The organism is Enterococcus sp. DA9 (genome assembly GCF_008000875.1).
Lineage (GTDB): Bacteria > Bacillota > Bacilli > Lactobacillales > Enterococcaceae > Enterococcus_B > Enterococcus_B lactis.
The window spans coordinates 1,834,412-1,854,134 of record NZ_CP042839.1 but is presented as its reverse complement, the minus strand read 5'-3'; the positions used below and the strand labels follow the sequence as shown (position 1 = coordinate 1,854,134).

Genomic DNA, 19,723 nt, shown 5'->3' with positions numbered 1-19,723 from the left:
TTAGAAAAATATTTCACATACGTCTATTTCAATCATTTTTTAGAAAAACAATCTAAATCGTTGCCTTTTTTTGTCAGACATGTGTAAACTATAACCGAAAGAGGTGTTTTTACATGGATATATCAGTGATTGATGCAACAAAAACAACTACAGAAAAAGGTATTACTTATGGTTCATCAGATGCTCCTAAAAAAATGATCGAATTCATCAACTTAGCTTGCCCATATTGCCGACAATGGTTTGAAGAATCTCATGAGCTATTGGAAGAAGCCGTCCAAAGCGGTCAATTACAGAGAGTGATCAAATTATTCGATAAAGAAAAAGAAAGCTTGCAGCGAGGAAACGTGATGCACCGGTATATCACGATCAGCGATGGACAACAAGCAATCAAAGAAATCAAACAAATATTCGATACTCAAGACGAGTGGAAACATCTTTCGCTCCAAGGAGTAGCGGATTTTGCAGCAGATAAATTAGGGCTAGCAGAACAAAAAAACGAACAGCTGAGCCAAGCTATCATCAACGAAGCTGAGCAAGCACATATTCGATTTGTTCCAACCGTCATCTTGGGTAAAGAAATCTTTGATGAATCTATTTCAAAAGAAAAACTAAAAGAATTGATCCAAGCAAAATAAAACAACAAGGGGGCTGTGACAAAAGTCTTGTCACAGCCCTTTCCTAGTATGTTTTTTCCGAATAAACGGTGTTCCAGAAGTAGCTTCTGTCACAACCTCTCCACTAAACAGTATTCAATCAGATATAGTTTCCAGTGATCGTTTGTGCGTTCTTTAATCCTCCTGGAATCCCTTCATAAAGAATATTTCCACCACCAGATCCACCTTCTGGTCCAAGATCAATGATCCAATCAGCACTTCGGATCACATCTAGATTGTGTTCAATAACAATGACCATGTTCCCTTTATCCACTAAGTTATTGATAATTCGAATCACATTTTCGACATCTGACATATGCAGTCCTGTTGTTGGCTCATCTAGAATGTATATTTGTCCATTTGTTTTCAATTCATTAGCTAATTTCAGCCTTTGTGCTTCTCCGCCAGATAAGGTGTCCATCGGCTGTCCAAGAGTCAGATAACCAATACCAACTTCTTCTAGATTCTCAAGCTTTCGCTGGATCTCTTTCTCATCAAAAAATTCAAGTGCTTCTTCTATGGTCATATCCATGACTTCTACGATATTTTTTCCACGATAACGATAATCCAAAACAGCTGGATCATAACGTTTCCCATGGCAATTTGAACAAACTACCTCTGATTCGTCCATAAAGGATAGATTAAGCTCGATTACACCCATTCCTTTGCATTCTGGACAAGCCCCTTTAGAATTGTAGCTGAAATATCCAGCATCAACTTGATTTTCTTTACCAAAAGCTTTCCGAATGTTATTCATGATCCCACTGAATGTGGCTGGATTTGACCGTTTGTTCGTATGGATTGGATTTTGATCAATAAGTAGGCTTTCTGGAAAATCTTTTAAAAATACTTGATTGACCAATGTACTCTTGCCAGAACCAGCTACCCCAGAAACAACGGTAAAAACACCTTTAGGGATTTCTAAGCGAATATTTTTTAAATTATGCAAAGAGCTCTGGCGGCTAATAAAGGTTTCTGAAAATGTCCGTACTTCTTTTTTGATTGGTAATTGATGTCGCAAATAGTTTCCCGTTAACGTACCAGAATCCAGTAATCCATCATAATCCCCAGTATACATGATCTCACCGCCGTGACTTCCAGCATAAGGTCCTACATCCACGATATGATCGGCCACCTTGATGACATCAGGATCATGTTCGACTACCAGAACTGTATTCCCTTCATCTCGGATTTTTTTTAATAAATCATTAAGTAGATGGACATCTCTAGGATGCAATCCTGTACTTGGCTCATCAAAAATATACATCATATTAGTCAAACTGCTAGCTAATTGCTTCACCATTTTTACTCGCTGTGATTCCCCTCCAGATAAACTTGAAGTCTCGCGTGTCAATGTCATATAGCCTAATCCAATATCAATCAAATCTTGGATACGTTTTTTGATACTGGCAATCAACGGATGACGCTCTTTGTTATCTAACGTTTCTAGTATTTGTAATAGTGAAGATAATTCTTTTGCGGTCAAATCGTATATATTATAACCGTTTATTTTAGAGTTTAGGACTTCGTGTGAGAAACGTTTTCCTTGGCATTCTGGACAAGTGTCCATTTTGGTATACGTCTCCAGAACCTTTGCTGTTTTTTTCGTTGTTTCTTTTTCAGTATGGACATTGGTTCGCATGAATCGAGTGACAATCCCTTCATACGTCACATTCATATCTCCCGCACTTGGTATATTGATTCTCTCTGCTTTTCCATACAATAATCGATCGTATTCTTCTGATGTGTATTCGGAGATTGGTTTGTTTGGGTCGAATAAACCAGTCTCTGCATACATTTTCCAATACCAAGTCCCTACCGTGAAATTGGGAAGCAAGATTGCTCCTTCATTTAGTGAGCGTGTCACATCTACGGCGGCATCGATATTCAATGTTATCGTTTTTCCAATTCCTTGGCAGACAGGGCACATACCTTGAGGATCATTAAATGAATACGCGTTGGCATAACCTAATGGCGGTTCAGCAAAGCGTGAAAATAAAATTCGAAAAAGTGCCTGAATATCCGTTGCAGTACCTAAAGTGGATCGAGCATTTCCTCCCAGTTTCTTCTGATTGATCAAAACAGCCGTGGATAAATGCTTGATTTCATCAATATCAGGTCTGCTATATTTAGGCAAAAAATTACGTGCAAAACTATTAAAAGTCTCATTCAGTTGTCTGCCCGCCTCCTGTGCAATCGTATCAAAAACAATAGAAGATTTGCCAGACCCTGATACGCCAGTAAAGATGGTAATTTTATTTTTTGGGATACGCAAATCAATGTTTTTCAAGTTGTTTTCTCGTGCATGAATCAATTCAATATACTCTGTCATCCTTGTTTCTCCTTTAAAATCGATTTTTAAACAAATCTATGGCGAACAACGGGCAGTAATAGGGATTTATAGTTTGACAGAAGAAGAAAAGAAAAGCAAGTGATATTTTGTTAAATAAAAAAAACTGATACATCCGCACCTCTGCTTCATGTATCAGTTTTTACATTGGATTACACTGCTTCTTCACGTAGTTTTTCCGCAAATTCATTGATTTTGCGTATACGGTGATTGATTCCCGATTTGGATATCGTACCTGAGGGAATCATTTCCCCTAACTCTTTCAAACTGACTTCTGGATGCTGAAGCCGGAGTTCAGCAATTTCCTGAAGTTTTTCAGGAAGGGCATGCAGACCGACCTTTGCTTCGATCAATTCGATGTTTTCAATTTGTTTAGAAGCCGCATCAATCGTCTTATTCAAATTTGCTGTCTCACAATTAACTAGGCGATTGACCGAATTTCTCATATCCCGTACGATCCGCACGTCTTCAAATCGAAGCATCGAATTAGTTGCACCAATCAGTGTCAAGAAATCAGCAATCTTTTCTGCGCCTTTTAAATAGGAAATATAGCCATTGCGTCGTTCAAGCGTTCGAGCATGCAGTCCGTAATAATTCAACATATCGCAAATGTCTTGGTTATGCTGTTCATAAATGGAAAATATCTCTAAATGGTAACGGCTTGTTTCTGGATTATTGACTGAACCCGAGGCCATAAAAGCCCCACGTAAATACGAACGCATTTTTTGCGAATTCCCCATAATCTCGTCCGAAACGTGTCCATTGAACATCATACCATCCATAATATCAAGATCCATCAACACATCTTTTGTGCCTTGCTTCAAGCGGACGATATAGACATTGTTCTTTTTTAATTTCATTTTTTTACGAACGAGTAGCTCACTTCGTACCTGATAATGATCTTTCAAAAGAGAATAGATACGTCTGGCAATTGCAGCATTTTCTGTTTGGACGTTCAAAATAAACTGCTGGTTCACAATACCTAAAGAGCCGTTCATTCGCAACAAAGCAGCTAATTCTGCTTTCGCATGTTCTCGATGAACTTCCAAACCAGTTAGTTCTTTCTTCACATCTGCAGCAAATGACATCCTATTCTCCTCCTTTCTCCAACAATAAATTGCTTAATATTTTGAACCGAAAACTAATCGGAATAATTCTTCTACCACTTTGTCTCCATCATGGAAGACACCACCGTCTTTCAATTCTAAAAAGTCGGTAGAAATCACTCGACAGCCTTCATTTCTCAATCCATGGAAATCATGTGCGACTTGTACTAAGTACTCATCATAGATTTCCGGGTCCATATAATCTTCTGGTACTTTTTCCGTATTGACTAGTACCGTGTCGATAAAAGGCTGCTTCAAATGCTTGTGTAAGACACGTATATGATCGGCATCGGTGAAGTGTTCAGTTTCCCCTTTTTGGGTCATGATATTACAGATATACACGGTTTCAGCAGTTGTATTAATCATAGCTTCGCCAATTTCTGGTATCACTAAATTGGGAAGGATGCTAGTGAATAAACTGCCGGGACCCAAAACGACCATGTCGGCATCCATAATTGCTGAAACGACTTTTCGTGCCGCTTTAGCTTCACTTTTATCATTCGTGTTGCAAACATAGACATGATCGATCGTTTTGCGATCAATCGCGATTTTAGATTCTCCTACTGCAGTCGTTCCGTCTTTAAAGACGGCATGCAAGGTCAAAGGCGTTTCTGAAGAAGGATAGACGTGTCCATCTACATGCATCATTTTCGCTAATAATTGAATCGCTTCATATGTGCTTCCTCGCATTTCGGAAACTGCAGCAATAATCAGGTTACCGATCGTATGATTGGCTAAGAACTGATCTTCTTTTTTAAAACGATATTGGAAAATATCTTCATAGAATTGCGGCATATCTGATAACGCTACTAAGACATTTCTCAAGTCACCAGGAGGAGCCATAGCGATCGATTCTCTGATTGCGCCGCTGCTTCCACCATCATCCGCAACAGTTACTACCGCCGTGATATCTGCTCCCTGATTTCGTAAACTTTTTAGGATAACCGGCAGACCCGTGCCACCGCCGACCACTACGATCTTTGGTTTTCTTATCCGGTAGGTTTTCATTTTCACGACCGGTTCACCGTCTCTTTCCTTTTATCCTTGTCCCGATGTGTCACATTGACTTTATATGTTTTTCCTAAAGCATTTGCCAAACGTTCAGTCAACGCCACAGAACGGTGTTGGCCGCCTGTACAGCCGATTGCAACTGTCAAGCTGCTTTTTCCTTCTTTGATATATCCAGGCAATACGGTTTCCAGAAGATCCAAAAATTTATGATAGAAAGATTGTGTTTCATCAAAGGACATCACATAATCATAGACTGGCTGGTCTTTACCAGTTAGTGGTCTTAGTTCTGGAATATAATGAGGATTTGGCAAAAAACGTACATCCATCACGATATCAGAGTCAATCGGCAACCCATATTTAAAGCCAAATGATACAAATTCGATTCGAAATCCTTGGTCTCCCTTTGACTTGAAAGACTCGTTGATTTTTTCGCGTAATTGTCGTGGTGTCAATGTCGTGGTGTCAATGATCACGGAAGCTTGTGCTTTCAAGTCGTCTAATATTGCCCGCTCTTTACGGATTCCTTCAGTGATCAAACCGTCCATTGCCATCGGATGCGCTCGTCTTGTTTCTTTGTAACGAGCAACTAGTTCTTCGTCCGAAGCATCTAAAAACAAGATAGAAGTGTCGATGAAGTTCGTATTTTCGATTTCAATCAGCATGTTTTGAATTTCTTCAAAGAAGGAACGAGAACGTAAATCTACTCCTAAAGCCATTTTTGTGACTTTACCTGATTCTTTGATCAATTCCCAGAATTTTGGAATCAATCGAGGTGGCATATTATCGATACAAAAATAGCCCATATCCTCAAAACTTTGGATAGCTACTGTTTTTCCTGCACCGCTCATACCTGTTATGATGACTAATTGCAAATTATCTGTCATATTTACGAACCCCTCTCACATTGTACATAATAAAATTATATCATTCCGGGCGTATCATTACCAGCTTTCTTTCTCTTTTACAAAAAGATTTGGACCAAATATCTTTTAGGATATTTGCCCCAAATCCAAGATTTTTCTACTTTTCAGATACTGTATCTAATGCTTCGTTTCTTTCAGCTAATGCACGTTCGATCGTCCGATCCGCTAAAATAGATTGAGCATCGATCACTGGGTAATGATTATCTTCAGCAAATTCATGCATCAAAGATAATTCCGTGCAACCTAGAATAACTTTTCCACAGTTTAATCGCTCTACCGCTTCCTCCAAAATCTCATAGTAGAGTTCTTGATTCAAGTGATCTGACTCTTTGATTTCATGATAGATCAAATAATTGATTTTTTCTTGAAGCGCAGTATCAGGAATCACTGTTTCGAATCCAAGATTTTTGACTTCGCGTTCATAGATTCCAGCTTTCATACTTCCTTCTGTTCCTAGAATCGCTACTCTCCCTGTCGTATGCTGACGGACAAGTTCATTTGCTGCTTCTCTTGGCATATGCAGAATAGGAATATCCGTTGCCGCTTGTAATTCTTCAAAAAAGTAATGTGCTGTGTTACAAGTCAACACAATGAAGTTTGGTCGCAATAAATTTTGTTTCTCAATATCGTCCAGCAGAAACGGCACTGGATTTTCTTCTGATCGATCTAAAATATAAGCTGTACGATCAGGAACTGTTGCATGATTGAATAAGACATAATTCAAATATTCTTGATCTTTTGTAGCTTTCGTTCGGTGGTTGATCAAGCGAACAAAACTTTCTGTCGCCATCGTGCCCATTCCGCCTAAAATACTGAAAAAATTCTCCATGAACTAGCCTTCTTTCACATGAAAATACTTTTTGAATCTTGGAATATAGTTATGGAACATATATTTCATCAACATCCAGCGCTTGATTGACCGATCTTTTTCATAAAATACAGTAGTGCCGTAACGATTTTCTTTGATCATTTGCTCAGCTAGTTTTTTGTCTTCATTTTCCCGAGCATATTCTAAAAAGATTTTTTTGGGCACACCCATCCATAATCTTGCTTTATCTGATTGATTCGTTCCATAGGTCGTTTCAACAAAGGGTTTGTTGAACACTCGATCTTCTGTGACGAAACGAGCCAGATTCAAGCCGTTCAATGTCACAAAGAAACTGCTACGTCCTTGTCTCAAATTGATTTCAAATAATTTATATTCTCCATCTCTAGGATCATACTTCATATCGAAATTGGCAAAGCCGGTATATTCGATTTTTTCCAAAAATGCTTTAATGGTTTGATAGATTTTTTCGTTATAATCTGGCATGATCACAACGTAATTTCCAATCGATGCTGGTGTAGGATCTTCTAAAAGTGGATGACCAAGACACATCATCCGAACTTGATGATCTTCATCTACATACGCATTTAGCACACGCATATTACTATCATCACCCGGGATAAAATCTTGTACGATCATTTCACTAGTATAACCGGCTTCATAGATCCGACCTAAAATCAAATCAAACTCTTCTCTCGTTTCTAGAATAAACGCTTTTTTTCTTCCTTCAAATTGAACAGAAAGGTACTCCACACTGTTTGCGGGTTTCAAAGCAACCGGGAATTCAAAAGGCAATTCCTGTTCTAAGCGTCCATTTACTAACATTTCTTCTCTGACGATCAATGTTTTAGGATACGGAAGATCATATTCTTCACAAACTTCATAAAAGCTTACTTTATTGATCAGTCTTTCAAATAAAGAATAATCAATATACGGACAGATAAAATATTCTGACAGCTCTTGCTTATGTTGAGAGATCAATTCTGCATACCCATCACCACAAGCGATCAAAAGATATTTTTTACTCTTATCAGAATATCTTTCTTTTGCCAAACGAAGCATCGTCTCGATAAATACAGGGTCTTTATCAAATCCTGGAATGACTTCTACATTGACGATTTTACTGTAGCGGGTAGGGGCTAATTGATCAGAAGCATATGCTTGGCAGACTTTGCCGTATGCTTCGTTAAAAGAACGTGCCATACCATAAACGTTCATGTCGCTTCCTAATAATATAGGGATAAATTCTTCATTTTCAATACTGTTCATCATTATCTCTCACTTACTCATAATCTCTTGTTTTTCTTTTCTAACTACACAAGGAATATCATACCATAAAGAAAAAAGCAATCAAAGGAAACTCCTCCGATTGCTCAATTCTTTTTTGAACGGATTGAACTTATAGGAAGTTTTTATCTATACCAATCAGTGTAGAAAGAACTACCATGTAATGATTCTAGAACACTAGTATTAAGAAAACAAGCACAAATTCATTTTTTTATGTTTTTTTAACTATCTCAGCGATCTATCTTCTTTATACCATTATTTTTTTCAAATAGTGACCTGTATAGCTTTCTTTTACATCAATGATTTCTTCTGGAGTTCCAGTCGCAAGGATCGTTCCTCCGCCTTCTCCGCCTTCTGGTCCTAAATCAATGATATGATCGGCTGTTTTGATTACATCTAGATTGTGTTCGATCACTAAAACTGTATTACCAGCGTCTACTAACCTTTGTAACACTTGCAACAAACGGGCGATATCGTCGCTATGAAGACCAGTCGTTGGTTCATCTAATATATAGAAATTCTTTCCATTAGAGATTTTGTGTAATTCACTGGCAAGTTTCATCCGTTGCGCCTCGCCACCGGACAATGTCGTTGCTGGTTGTCCCATCGTCACATACCCTAAGCCAACATCAACGATCGTTTGCAGTTTGCGATGAATCTTTGGAATATGCTTGAAGAATTCTACAGCATCTTCTACCGTCATTTCCAAAACATCTGCAATGCTTTTTCCTTTGTAATGCACTTCTAATGTTTCAGAGTTATATCGTTTGCCATGACATACTTCACAAGGAACATAGACATCAGGCAAAAAGTGCATTTCGATCTTAATAATCCCATCCCCGCGACACGCTTCACAACGACCGCCTTTTACGTTGAAACTAAAACGACCTTTCTTATATCCCCGCATTTTTGCCTCGTTTGTTTGAGCAAATAACCCACGGATATCATCAAAGACACTCGTATAAGTCGCTGGATTACTTCTCGGCGTCCGTCCGATTGGGCTTTGATCGATGTCGATGATCTTTTCGATACTTTCGTAGCCGGAAATTGTCTTGAATTTACCTGGCTTGGCAGAATTCTTATTTAATTTCTGCGCTAATGATTTCTTTAAGATACTATTGACCAATGTACTCTTTCCAGAACCAGACACACCTGTTACTGCTACAAATTCTCCTAAAGGAAATTCGACACTGATATTTTTCAGATTGTTTTCTGAAGCACCAGTAATCTTGATTGCTTTCCCATTACCTTTACGGCGTTCTTTTGGCACCGGGATCGATTTTTTCCCTGAAAGATATTTCCCTGTCAAAGAATTTTCATCATTAGCTACTTCTTCAGGAGTACCTGCAGCAACGATTTGTCCGCCTTGTTCCCCTGCTCCAGGTCCGACGTCAATCAGATAATCTGCTGCCCACATCGTATCTTCATCATGTTCGACCACAACGAGTGTATTGCCAAGATCACGCATTTTCTTCAATGAGCCAATCAGTCGATCATTATCGCGTTGATGTAATCCGATCGATGGTTCATCTAAAATATACAGAACTCCAGAAAGATTCGATCCAATTTGCGTAGCCAATCTGATTCGCTGTGCTTCTCCTCCAGATAACGTTCCCGAAGCACGACTCAAGGTTAGATAGTCTAATCCGACATTTTCTAAGAATGAAAGTCTGTCATTTACTTCTTTTAAAATCGGTTTGGCAATCACTTTTTCTTGTTCAGATAATGTAAGGTTTGAGAAGAAGTCTACTGCTTTTTGGATAGACAATTCATTTGTTTGCCCAATATTCGTTCCATTGATTTGAACAGATAATGCTTGAGGATTCAAACGATAACCTTTACACGTCTGACAAGTCAATTCGGTCATATAAAGACGCATTTGCTCACGCGTGAAATCACTGTTCGTATCATGATAACGACGTTCGATATTTTTCAATACTCCTTCGAAAGTTGTTTCTACATCGCGAACGCCACCAAAATCATTTTCATAATGGAAATGGAAAAGTTCATCTGTTCCATTTAAGATGATTTCCTGATGTTCTTCCGGTAATTCTTCGAATGGTGTATCCAAATCGATACCGAAACTTTCGCAAGCCTGCGCTAACATTTGAGGATAATATTGAGAGCTGATTGGATTCCATGGAACGATTGCACCTTGACTAAGCGTCTTCGTTCTATCTGGAATGACTAAATCTTGATCGACTTCTAATTTGACGCCTAAACCGTCACAGTCTGGACAAGCTCCAAAAGGCGCATTGAAGGAGAACAGTCTTGGTTCTAGTTCACCAACAGTAAATCCGCAATAAGGACAAGCATAGTGTTCGCTAAACAACATTTCTTCTTCGCCAATCACGTCAACCAAAGCATAGCCGTCTGCCAGTCGCAAGGCTGCCTCTAAAGAATCAAATAGACGAGAACGAATTCCTTCTTTCACAATGATCCGGTCGATGACGATTGCGATATCGTGTTTTTTGTTTTTCTCCAGCTCAGGTACTTCACTTAAATCATAGATTTCGCCATCGACTCGAACGCGGACGTATCCCTCTTTTTGGATTCGTTCGAATATTTTTTTGTGTTGACCTTTTTTCTTTACCACGATTGGTGCCATTACTTGAATCTTTGTGCGCTCAGGTAAAGCCATTACTTGATCGGCCATTTGATCTACTGATTGACTGGTAATCTCGATATGATCGTTGGGACAAATCGGATGTCCTACACGAGCAAACAACAAGCGTAAATAGTCATTGATTTCCGTCACAGTACCTACTGTCGAACGAGGGTTTTTACTTGTTGTTTTCTGATCAATAGAAATCGCCGGACTCAATCCGTCGATGCTGTCTACATCTGGTTTATCCATTTGACCTAAAAACTGGCGGGCATACGCAGAAAGACTTTCTACGTATCTCCGCTGTCCTTCTGCATACAGTGTATCAAATGCTAAGGAACTCTTTCCAGAACCGGACAAACCTGTAACGACCACGAATTTGTCTCGTGGAATCGTGACATCTATATTTTTCAAGTTATGGGCACGTGCACCATGAATCGTAATTTTATCGTTAGCCATGTTGTCCTCCTACTTCGAAGCTTTTAATTCTAAAATCATATCTCGTACATTAGCGGCTGTTTCAAAATCCAAAGCTTTTGCCGCATCTTTCATTTCTTTTTCTAATTTCATCAATAACGTGTCTTTTTCTTCCTTCGTCATTTCTTCATACGACACTTGTACCGCTTCTTTTGTATCATCTTCCGATTCTTTCGTAATAGAAATCAAATCTCGGATTTCTTTAATGATCGTTTTTGGAACGATCCCATGTTCTTCATTGTACTTCTGCTGAATCGTACGACGTCTTGACGTTTCATCCATCGCTAAACGCATAGAATCCGTCACCTTGTCTGCGTACATGATTACTTTCCCTTCTTCATTACGAGCAGCTCGCCCAATCGTTTGGACTAAGGAACGTTCGCTACGTAAAAAGCCTTCTTTATCTGCATCCAAGATAGCAACAAGAGAAACTTCAGGTACATCTAATCCCTCACGAAGCAAATTGATTCCGACTAACACATCAAATTCGCCTAATCGTAGATCTCGAATGATCTCTGTTCGTTCCAACGTTTTGATATCACTATGCAGATATTTGACTTTGATTCCTAATTCTTTGAAATAATCTGTGAGGTCTTCTGCCATTTTTTTCGTCAGTGTCGTTACAAATACCCGTTGATCTTTTTCGACCCGTTCATTTATTTCGCCTACTAGATCATCGATTTGTCCCATGATTGGACGGACTTCGATTACTGGATCAAGCAGCCCTGTCGGACGGATGATTTGTTGGATAACGGTATCAGTTTGTTCATATTCATATGGTCCTGGTGTCGCAGAGACATAAATGATCTGATTGACATGTTTTTCAAATTCTTCTAGACGAAGCGGTCGATTGTCTAAAGCAGATGGCAAACGGAAACCGTAATCTACTAGCATCTGTTTTCTCGCTCGGTCGCCATTATACATTCCTCTGATTTGAGGCATGGTCACGTGCGATTCGTCAGCCACGATCAAAAAATCTTCAGGAAAGAAATCCAATAGCGTATAAGGCGGTTCGCCTTCTTTACGTCCGTCCATATGCCGAGAATAATTTTCGATTCCTGAAGTGTAGCCCATTTCTAACATCATTTCAATATCATAATTGGTTCGCTGTTCTAAACGTTGAGCTTCTAGAAGTTTGTTTTCATTTCGTAAAACAGCTAAACGCTGCTCTAATTCTGCTTTGATATTCGCTACGGCATGCTCCATATGTTCGTCATTCGTCACAAAATGAGTTGCCGGGAAGATTGCTACATGTTCCGTTTCTCCTAAAACTTCACCTGTCAGCGCATTGACTTCTCGGATACGTTCGACTTCATCTCCAAAAAACTCCACTCTTAAGGCACGTTCATCTCTTGAAGCCGGGAAAATCTCCACGACATCACCACGCACTCGAAAACGACCGCGCTGAAAATCTATATCATTTCTTTCGAACTGGATACTGACTAAGTCACGAATCAACTGGTTGCGATCTAATTCTGCTCCTTGTCGAATCGAAACGACTTGTTTTTGATACTCAAAAGGCGAACCTAATCCAAAAATACATGAAACGGATGCAATGACGATCACATCATTTCTTTCTAATAATGAACTAGTAGCCGAATGTCGTAATTTATCGATCTCATCATTTACACTTGAATCTTTTTCGATATACGTATCGCTTGAAGGCACATAAGCTTCAGGCTGATAATAATCATAATAAGAAACAAAATATTCAACAGCATTGTTAGGGAAAAATTCCTTGAATTCCCCGTACAGCTGACCAGCCAATGTTTTGTTATGGGCAATAATCAGTGTTGGTTTATTCACTTTCTCAATAAGATTGGAAATCGTATATGTTTTCCCTGTTCCAGTCGCACCTAATAAAATTTGTGCTTTTTTCCCGCCGACTACGCCATCCACTAATTGGTTAATCGCTTCAGGCTGATCACCAGCCGGTTGGTATTTCGAGACAAGCTCAAAGCGTCGGGAGGTATCTCTTTCAATCATTCTTTGTCCTCCTTTTCATTCATTCCTTTTCATTTTACGACCAATAAAAAGAAAAGGAAAGCAAAGGCATTCCTTACTAAAAAATTATACCACACCGAACATACTTTCGCCACTTTTTTCTCTCATTCTCCATGTTATGTTTTATAACATATAATGTTAGAAACTCGCATTTTTTTCATTTTTTCGAGCCTACAGTCTTGTCTGATTCAGCACTTTTCGCCTATAATAATAAAATATTGGAAATTTAGGAGGTTGATTATGAAAAGAAAGCATTTATTTCACTCATTTGTTTTCTTAATGACAGGACTTGTGACACTTGCGTTTGGTCATGTTGCACAAGCTGACAACACTACAACGGCAGAGTCAAGCACAAGCGAGACAATGCAAAAAATAGAGCCCAAAAAAGACGTATACGTAATTGCTAGCGACTCTGCTTTTGCTCCATTTGAATTTCAAAACGCAAACGGCGAGTACGAGGGCATCGATGTAAAATTGATGGAAAGCATCGCCAAACTGCAAGGATTCAACATCCGAATGGACTATCGTGGATTCTCCGCTGCTTTGCAAGCTTTAGAATCAGGACAAGCAGACGGGATGATTGCCGGAATGACGGTAACGGACGAAAGAAAGAAAAGCTACGATTTTTCTGATTCTTACTTTGACAGCGGAATTCAATTAGCTGTCAAAAAAGGCGACACTTCGATCAAGTCTTATGAAGATTTGAAAGGAAAAACAGTCGGAGCAAAAGTTGGAACCGAAAGTGCAGAATTTTTAAGCGATCATGAATCTGAATACGGCTATTCTATCAAATATTTTGATGCTGCAGATCAATTGTATGACGGGTTGAAAGTTGGCGCAATTGATGCCATGATGGATGATTATCCAGTAATTGGTTATGCGATCAAACAAGGACAAGAATTGGAAACACCAATTGAAAAAGAATCTGGCGGAAAGTATGCATTTGCCGTCAAAAAAGGGCAAAACCCTGAACTTCTTAATATGTTCAATGAAGGATTGAAAGAATTAAAAAGAACAGGCGAGTACGATAAGATCATCAAAGAATATGTAGCAGATGGTTCAGAATCTTCTAGTGATTCTTCCGTAGCTGATGAATCGACATTTCTTGGACTTATCCAAAACAACTATCAAGCATTGTTAAAAGGACTTTGGCGAACGATTCTCTTGACTTTGATCTCCTTCGCTTTGGCTATAGTAATCGGTGTGATTTTTGGATTATTCAGTGTAGCACCAATACGCGCGCTTCGCACGGTTGCTAGCATTTATGTCGATATCATCCGTGGGATTCCGATGATGGTTCTTGCATTCTTTATTTTCTTTGGATTGCCTGGTATCGTTGGATTTACGATCCCCGACTTCATCGCTGGTGTTATCACCTTGACTCTTAACGCAAGTGCTTATATCGCAGAGATTGTTCGAGGCGGAATCAATGCCGTTCCTGTCGGACAAATGGAAGCTTCTAGAAGTTTGGGTCTTTCTTATAATCGGACGATGCAAAAAATCATTTTACCACAAGCGATACGCATCATGATTCCATCATTCGTGAATCAGTTCGTTATCTCATTGAAAGATACAACGATCATTTCCGCAATTGGTGTAGTCGAATTGCTACAAACTGGTAAAATCATCGTTGCACGTACGACACAAAGTACGTATGTTTATTTGATCATCGCGATCATGTACTTGATTTTGATTACAGCATTGACAAAATTAGCGAAAGTTTTAGAAAAGAAGGTGAAGTAAGATGGCAGAAAAAATCTTAGTTGAGCATCTAGTCAAAAAATACGGCGATAACACAGTATTAAACGACATCAACGTATCCATCAACGAAGGAGATGTCGTCTGTATCATCGGCCCTTCAGGTTCAGGAAAAAGTACATTCTTACGTTGCTTGAACCGTTTAGAAGAACCTTCTGACGGTGAGATCATTATTGACGGCGCCCACTTGATGGATAAAAGCACAGATATCAACTTGGTGAGACAACATATCGGAATGGTATTCCAGCACTTTAACCTATTCCCTCATCTTTCTATTTTGGAAAACATCATTTTAGCACCGATGGATCTGAAGAAAGAATCCAGAGAAGAAGCAGAGAAAAAAGCAATCAAATTGCTACAGACAGTTGGTCTAGAAGATAAAAAAGATATGTATCCTGAAATGCTTTCCGGTGGACAAAAACAGCGTGTAGCTATCGCTCGTGCTCTAGCGATGAATCCTGACATCATGCTTTTTGATGAGCCTACTTCTGCACTCGACCCTGAAATGGTCGGTGATGTCTTGAACGTCATGAAAAAATTGGCAGAACAAGGTATGACGATGGTTATCGTTACGCACGAAATGGGGTTCGCTAAAGAAGTAGCCAATCGCGTCATGTTCATTGACGACGGTAACTTTTTAGAAGATGGAACGCCTCAACAAATCTTTGAAAATCCGCAAAATGAACGGACAAAAGATTTCTTGAATAAAGTATTAAATATTTAATAAAAACCAAAAATGCACGGTCGCCATGAAGGGACCGTGTGTTTTTATCTTCTTATTTTCTCACCTAACTGTATCAGTCGCATCGCTTGTTCTCCTGCACAAACAAGCAATCGCTCTACCTGTTCCATCGCATAAGAAAGTTCCATCGGTTCATTGATGATATCAAGTACATAGTCGATACCAGTTTCATAAATGGTCGAAAGATTAGCCGAGGCACTACCGACGATAGCTATAACAGGAATATCATATTTTTTGGCTAGAATAGCAATCCCAACTGGTGCTTTTCCATTCAAAGATTGACCGTCCATTCTCCCTTCACCTGTAATGACAACATCTGCCTTTTTCATGTATTCTTCAAGCTTTAAAAGTTCAAGGATTTTCGAGATTCCTTGACACATTTCTGCATCGCAGAACGCCAACAGACCTGCTCCTAAACCACCTGCCGCACCTGCACCTTCCATTTCTAGAACGGTTATCCCTAACGTTTCTTGGATCTTTTGACCATAATGACAGAGTGCTTCATCTAATTTTAACACTTGCGCTCCAGAAGCTCCTTTTTGTTTCCCATAAATAAAAGAAGCGCCGTTTTGCCCACATAGAGGGTTGGAAACATCAGATAAAATGTAAAAAACAGTCTCTTTCAACCTTGGATTAATATTAGATATATCAATGGAATCAATCATTGCGATTTCTTTCGCGCCAAGCGCTATCTCTTTTCCATCGGCATCTTTAAAAGACACTCCCAAAGCTTGGGCCATACCCACTCCGCCGTCGTTCGTTGCACTTCCACCAATACCGATATAAATTTCTTTTACACCATGGGCTAGTACTTCATTGATGAGCTCGCCTGTTCCATAAGATGTTGCTTCCATCGGATTCATCTGATTGGTTCCAACAAGCATCAAACCGGAAGCTTGAGCCATTTCGATCACGGCACGCTCGGTATCAATCAACCCAAATTTTGCTTGAACCATTTGCTGATACGGTCCAGTCACTGTGATGTATCGATATTCTCCACCGCACCCCTCAATGATTGCATCAACAGTACCTTCTCCACCATCTGCAATCGGGATCTTGAGTACATCTGCTTGTTTCTCCACTCGTTTGATTCCTTCTTCAATAGATGCTTCTACTTCAAAAGTCGAAGCACTTCCTTTATAGGAGTCTGACGCAATGATGATTTTTTTCTTCATGCTACACCTGCTTTTTCTACCATAATCAACATGACTACTTTAAGCTATGGACGTACTAAACATGGCTTTTTGTGATCAAACGTCCATCCTGGAATTAAGAATTGCATTCCTACTGCATCATCTCTTGAATCTAATTCGTTGTCTAAATAGAGCTGATGTGCCTTTTCTACTTTCTCCATATCTAGTTCTACACCTAAACCAATGATTTCTTCTGTCAACTTGATTTTCCCATCTCTAATAACGAATGGTCTTTTTGATAATTCCTGTCCATCTTGCCAGATCCAATGAGTGTCGATGGCTGTGATCTCACCAGGTGCCGCCGCTGCTACATGCGTAAACATCGCAAGTGAGATATCAAAGTGATTATTGGAATGAGAGCCCCAAGTCAATCCAAAATCATGACACATTTGCGCTACTCTGACCGAACCATCCATTGTCCAGAAATGGGGATCTGCTAATGGGATAGATACGCTTTGCAAAGCTACAGAATGTTGCATTTGTCGCCAGTCTGTAGCTACCATATTTGTGGCTGTTGGTAATCCAGTTGCTTTTCTGAATTCCGCTAATGCTTCTCTTCCCGATAATCCATTCTCAGCCCCACAAGGATCTTCCGCATAAGATAAGATACCATTCATTCCCTTGCATAAATCAATTGCTTCTTGCAAAGACCATGCGCCATTTGGATCTAGCGTGATCCTAGAGTTTGGAAAAGCTTTTTTCAAAGCACAGATCGTCTTTATCTCTTCCTCACCTTCTAAGACGCCTCCTTTTAATTTGAAATCCTTAAAACCGTATCTTTCATGTGCAGCTTTCGCTAAAGAGACGATCGAATCAGAAGTCAATGCTTCTTCTCTTCTCAGTCGACCCCATTCATCAGACTCATCGTCACCTAGCAAATAAGGCAACGTCGTTTGTCTAGAATCTGCAATATAAAACAGATATCCTAGAACGTCTATCTCATCTCTTTGCTGTCCATTTCCTAAAAGCGCAGCAACTGGAACTTGAAAGAACTTGCCTAATAGATCAAGAAAAGCTGATTCAATAGCTGTTACTGCGTGAATCGTTGTGCGCAAATCATAAGTCTGCAATCCTCGACCACTACTATCCAAATGATTGAAATTATGATGGACTTTCTTCAACACATTTTTATATTCACCGATTGTTTTACCAATAAGCAGTTGCTTTGCGTCTTCTAAAACCTTTTGGATATTTTTCCCTCCCGGCACTTCTCCTACACCGATTTCTCCATTGTCTGCTGTCATCAAAAATAGATTTCTCGTAAAATAGGGGCCATGAGCACCGCTTAGATTCAGTAGCATACTGTCATAACCTGCGATTGGTATAACTTTTGTATCAATTATTTTCGGAATCATCTTTTTTCTCCTTTTTGTTTTAATTTCTAATTGCCTAGCTTATTAAAAAATTCCTATAGCAAATCCTACCAACGTCCAAACGATGCTGATTCCCCACAATTTGAAGAAAGAAAAGCGAATATACTCTCTAATTGTTTCTCCTCCAAGGTCGCAGGCCATGATGATTTGAGGCTGTGCCACGATAGAAGCAAATGCACCAACATTGAAAAATAACGCTAACACGATAATATCTGCAGCAACTCCATATTGTTCTCCTACTGCTGTTATAATGGGAACTAAGGCAAAATACCAAGTATCATTAGTGAAAATGAACATCAAAGGTGTAGTCAACAGTGCGATAATGATATGAAGATAGGGTCCCATAGAAGAAGGCACGATCTCAACTAAAGTCATGACCATTTGTTCCATCATCCCCGTTCCTTCCAATACACCAACTACGACTCCTGACATAAAGACGATCGGTGCTATGGGATAGGTAGCCGCAGCATATTTGCTGACCAGCTTGTTTTGCATCTTGCGATCTGGATAATTGATCACTAGTGCAAGGATTAAACCAACGGCAAAAATATAAAATTCTGGAAAAGAAGTAACGATAAGTAGCGTGACCACAGCTATTGTCAAGCAGAGATTGAACCAAAAAAGTTTAGGTCTTGACATTTCGGAAAGCTCTGGTTCTTCTCCCACTAATGTACCTGCTTCTATATTCTTTTTAATGAATCCATTTCTTTTTTGGCTTTTCTTTCCTAAAAAATAAGCGAATATCATGGTCAAAATCGTCATCAATATCATCAAAGGAATTAGTTTTAAAAAGACATGCATCGCCGGACTATCGACATTTGGCAACAATGCAGCAGCCCGGAGCACCCGTGCATTCCAAGGTTTAATCGTTCCTAACATCGTACCAAGTGAAGTCAAAAAAACCAGAATCATCGGATCAATCTTTAATTTTTTAAACAACGGTAATAGTAATGGGATAACAATCAAATAAGTAGACATGACACTCCCGTCTAATGTTGCAAGGATAGACAACGGTACAGTAAAACTACACAGGATTGGTCCACCAATCTTCATTTTCTTCAGCACTTTATAGATCAAAATCTCAAATAATCCAGCATCTGTCATTAATGCAAAATACGGTAACGAGAACATAATCATTAAAAAGATACTTCTAGTGAGATCTAGTCCAGATATAATATGTTCTGTTGTCTTGGATAAATCAGCACCGCTTAGAAATGAAAAAACAAGGGGCAAAATCGCAAAACAAACCAAAATATTCAGTTTATCTTTCATTAGCAGAAAAGTGATGACTCCCATCATTGCGAAGCCTAAAATTGCTAAATAACTCATGCCGTAATCTCCTTCAACCATTTTTTCATAATTGATCCAGCTGGCAAGAATAGGAGAAAAGTCAGCTAGTTTCATCAATTATCTTT

14 protein-coding genes are annotated in these 19,723 nt (G+C 39.2%); 3 read left to right on the top strand and 11 right to left on the bottom strand.

Features of this window, described 5'->3' with window-relative positions; all coding sequences use genetic code 11:
* Positions 1–113 precede the first annotated feature (113 nt).
* On the top strand, positions 114–635 hold the full coding sequence (locus FTX43_RS09850; protein WP_002292093.1) for a DsbA family protein: 522 nt from the start codon (positions 114–116) through the stop codon (positions 633–635).
* A 118-nt stretch (positions 636–753) separates the two neighbouring features.
* On the opposite strand, the gene FTX43_RS09845 is transcribed toward FTX43_RS09850, so the two are convergent.
* The 8 genes from FTX43_RS09845 to uvrB all read right to left on the bottom strand — a co-directional run bounded on the left by FTX43_RS09845 (position 754) and on the right by uvrB (position 13,224).
* On the bottom strand, positions 754–2,985 hold the full coding sequence (locus FTX43_RS09845) for an excinuclease ABC subunit UvrA (RefSeq protein WP_147607035.1): 2,232 nt from the start codon (positions 2,983–2,985) through the stop codon (positions 754–756).
* A 170-nt stretch (positions 2,986–3,155) separates the two neighbouring features.
* The gene (gene whiA, locus FTX43_RS09840; protein WP_002292098.1) at positions 3,156–4,091 is read right to left on the bottom strand and encodes a DNA-binding protein WhiA; all 936 of its coding nucleotides are present in this window, start codon (positions 4,089–4,091) and stop codon (positions 3,156–3,158) included.
* Between the two features lie 33 nt (positions 4,092–4,124).
* Complete coding sequence (gene yvcK, locus FTX43_RS09835; RefSeq protein ID WP_002316327.1) at positions 4,125–5,123, bottom strand: YvcK family protein; 999 nt, start codon at positions 5,121–5,123, stop codon at positions 4,125–4,127.
* Complete coding sequence (gene rapZ / locus FTX43_RS09830) at positions 5,120–6,004, bottom strand: RNase adapter RapZ (protein ID WP_002292102.1); 885 nt, start codon at positions 6,002–6,004, stop codon at positions 5,120–5,122. The genes yvcK and rapZ overlap by 4 nt, the downstream gene beginning before the upstream one ends.
* Positions 6,005–6,140: 136 nt before the next feature.
* Positions 6,141–6,872: an aspartate racemase gene (locus FTX43_RS09825; protein WP_147607034.1), complete on the bottom strand. Its 732-nt coding sequence runs from the start codon at positions 6,870–6,872 to the stop codon at positions 6,141–6,143.
* Between the two features lie 3 nt (positions 6,873–6,875).
* On the bottom strand, positions 6,876–8,141 hold the full coding sequence (locus FTX43_RS09820; RefSeq protein ID WP_002320122.1) for a D-aspartate ligase: 1,266 nt from the start codon (positions 8,139–8,141) through the stop codon (positions 6,876–6,878).
* A 262-nt stretch (positions 8,142–8,403) separates the two neighbouring features.
* Complete coding sequence (gene uvrA / locus FTX43_RS09815) at positions 8,404–11,220, bottom strand: excinuclease ABC subunit UvrA (protein ID WP_002313677.1); 2,817 nt, start codon at positions 11,218–11,220, stop codon at positions 8,404–8,406.
* 9 nt (positions 11,221–11,229) lie between these two features.
* Positions 11,230–13,224, bottom strand: coding sequence for an excinuclease ABC subunit UvrB (uvrB, locus tag FTX43_RS09810; RefSeq protein WP_002292109.1), 1,995 nt, complete (start codon positions 13,222–13,224; stop codon positions 11,230–11,232).
* Between the two features lie 258 nt (positions 13,225–13,482).
* Between uvrB and FTX43_RS09805 the strand changes: the two genes are divergently transcribed.
* Complete coding sequence (locus tag FTX43_RS09805) at positions 13,483–14,985, top strand: amino acid ABC transporter substrate-binding protein/permease (protein ID WP_147607033.1); 1,503 nt, start codon at positions 13,483–13,485, stop codon at positions 14,983–14,985.
* Position 14,986: 1 nt separating this feature from the next.
* Positions 14,987–15,724: an amino acid ABC transporter ATP-binding protein gene (locus FTX43_RS09800; protein WP_002292113.1), complete on the top strand. Its 738-nt coding sequence runs from the start codon at positions 14,987–14,989 to the stop codon at positions 15,722–15,724.
* A 44-nt stretch (positions 15,725–15,768) separates the two neighbouring features.
* Here the strand turns inward: FTX43_RS09800 and FTX43_RS09795 are convergent, their stop codons facing one another.
* Genes FTX43_RS09795 through FTX43_RS09785 form a run of 3 tightly spaced genes read right to left on the bottom strand, consistent with a single transcriptional unit; the run spans position 15,769 to position 19,637 of the window.
* The gene (locus FTX43_RS09795) at positions 15,769–16,917 is read right to left on the bottom strand and encodes a glycerate kinase (protein WP_002292114.1); all 1,149 of its coding nucleotides are present in this window, start codon (positions 16,915–16,917) and stop codon (positions 15,769–15,771) included.
* Positions 16,918–16,961: 44 nt separating this feature from the next.
* A complete protein-coding gene (locus tag FTX43_RS09790) occupies positions 16,962–18,290 on the bottom strand; it encodes an enolase C-terminal domain-like protein (RefSeq protein ID WP_002292115.1) in 1,329 nt (442 codons plus the stop codon).
* A 42-nt stretch (positions 18,291–18,332) separates the two neighbouring features.
* A complete protein-coding gene (locus tag FTX43_RS09785) occupies positions 18,333–19,637 on the bottom strand; it encodes an SLC13 family permease (RefSeq protein ID WP_147607137.1) in 1,305 nt (434 codons plus the stop codon).
* Between the last annotated feature and the right edge of the window lie 86 nt (positions 19,638–19,723).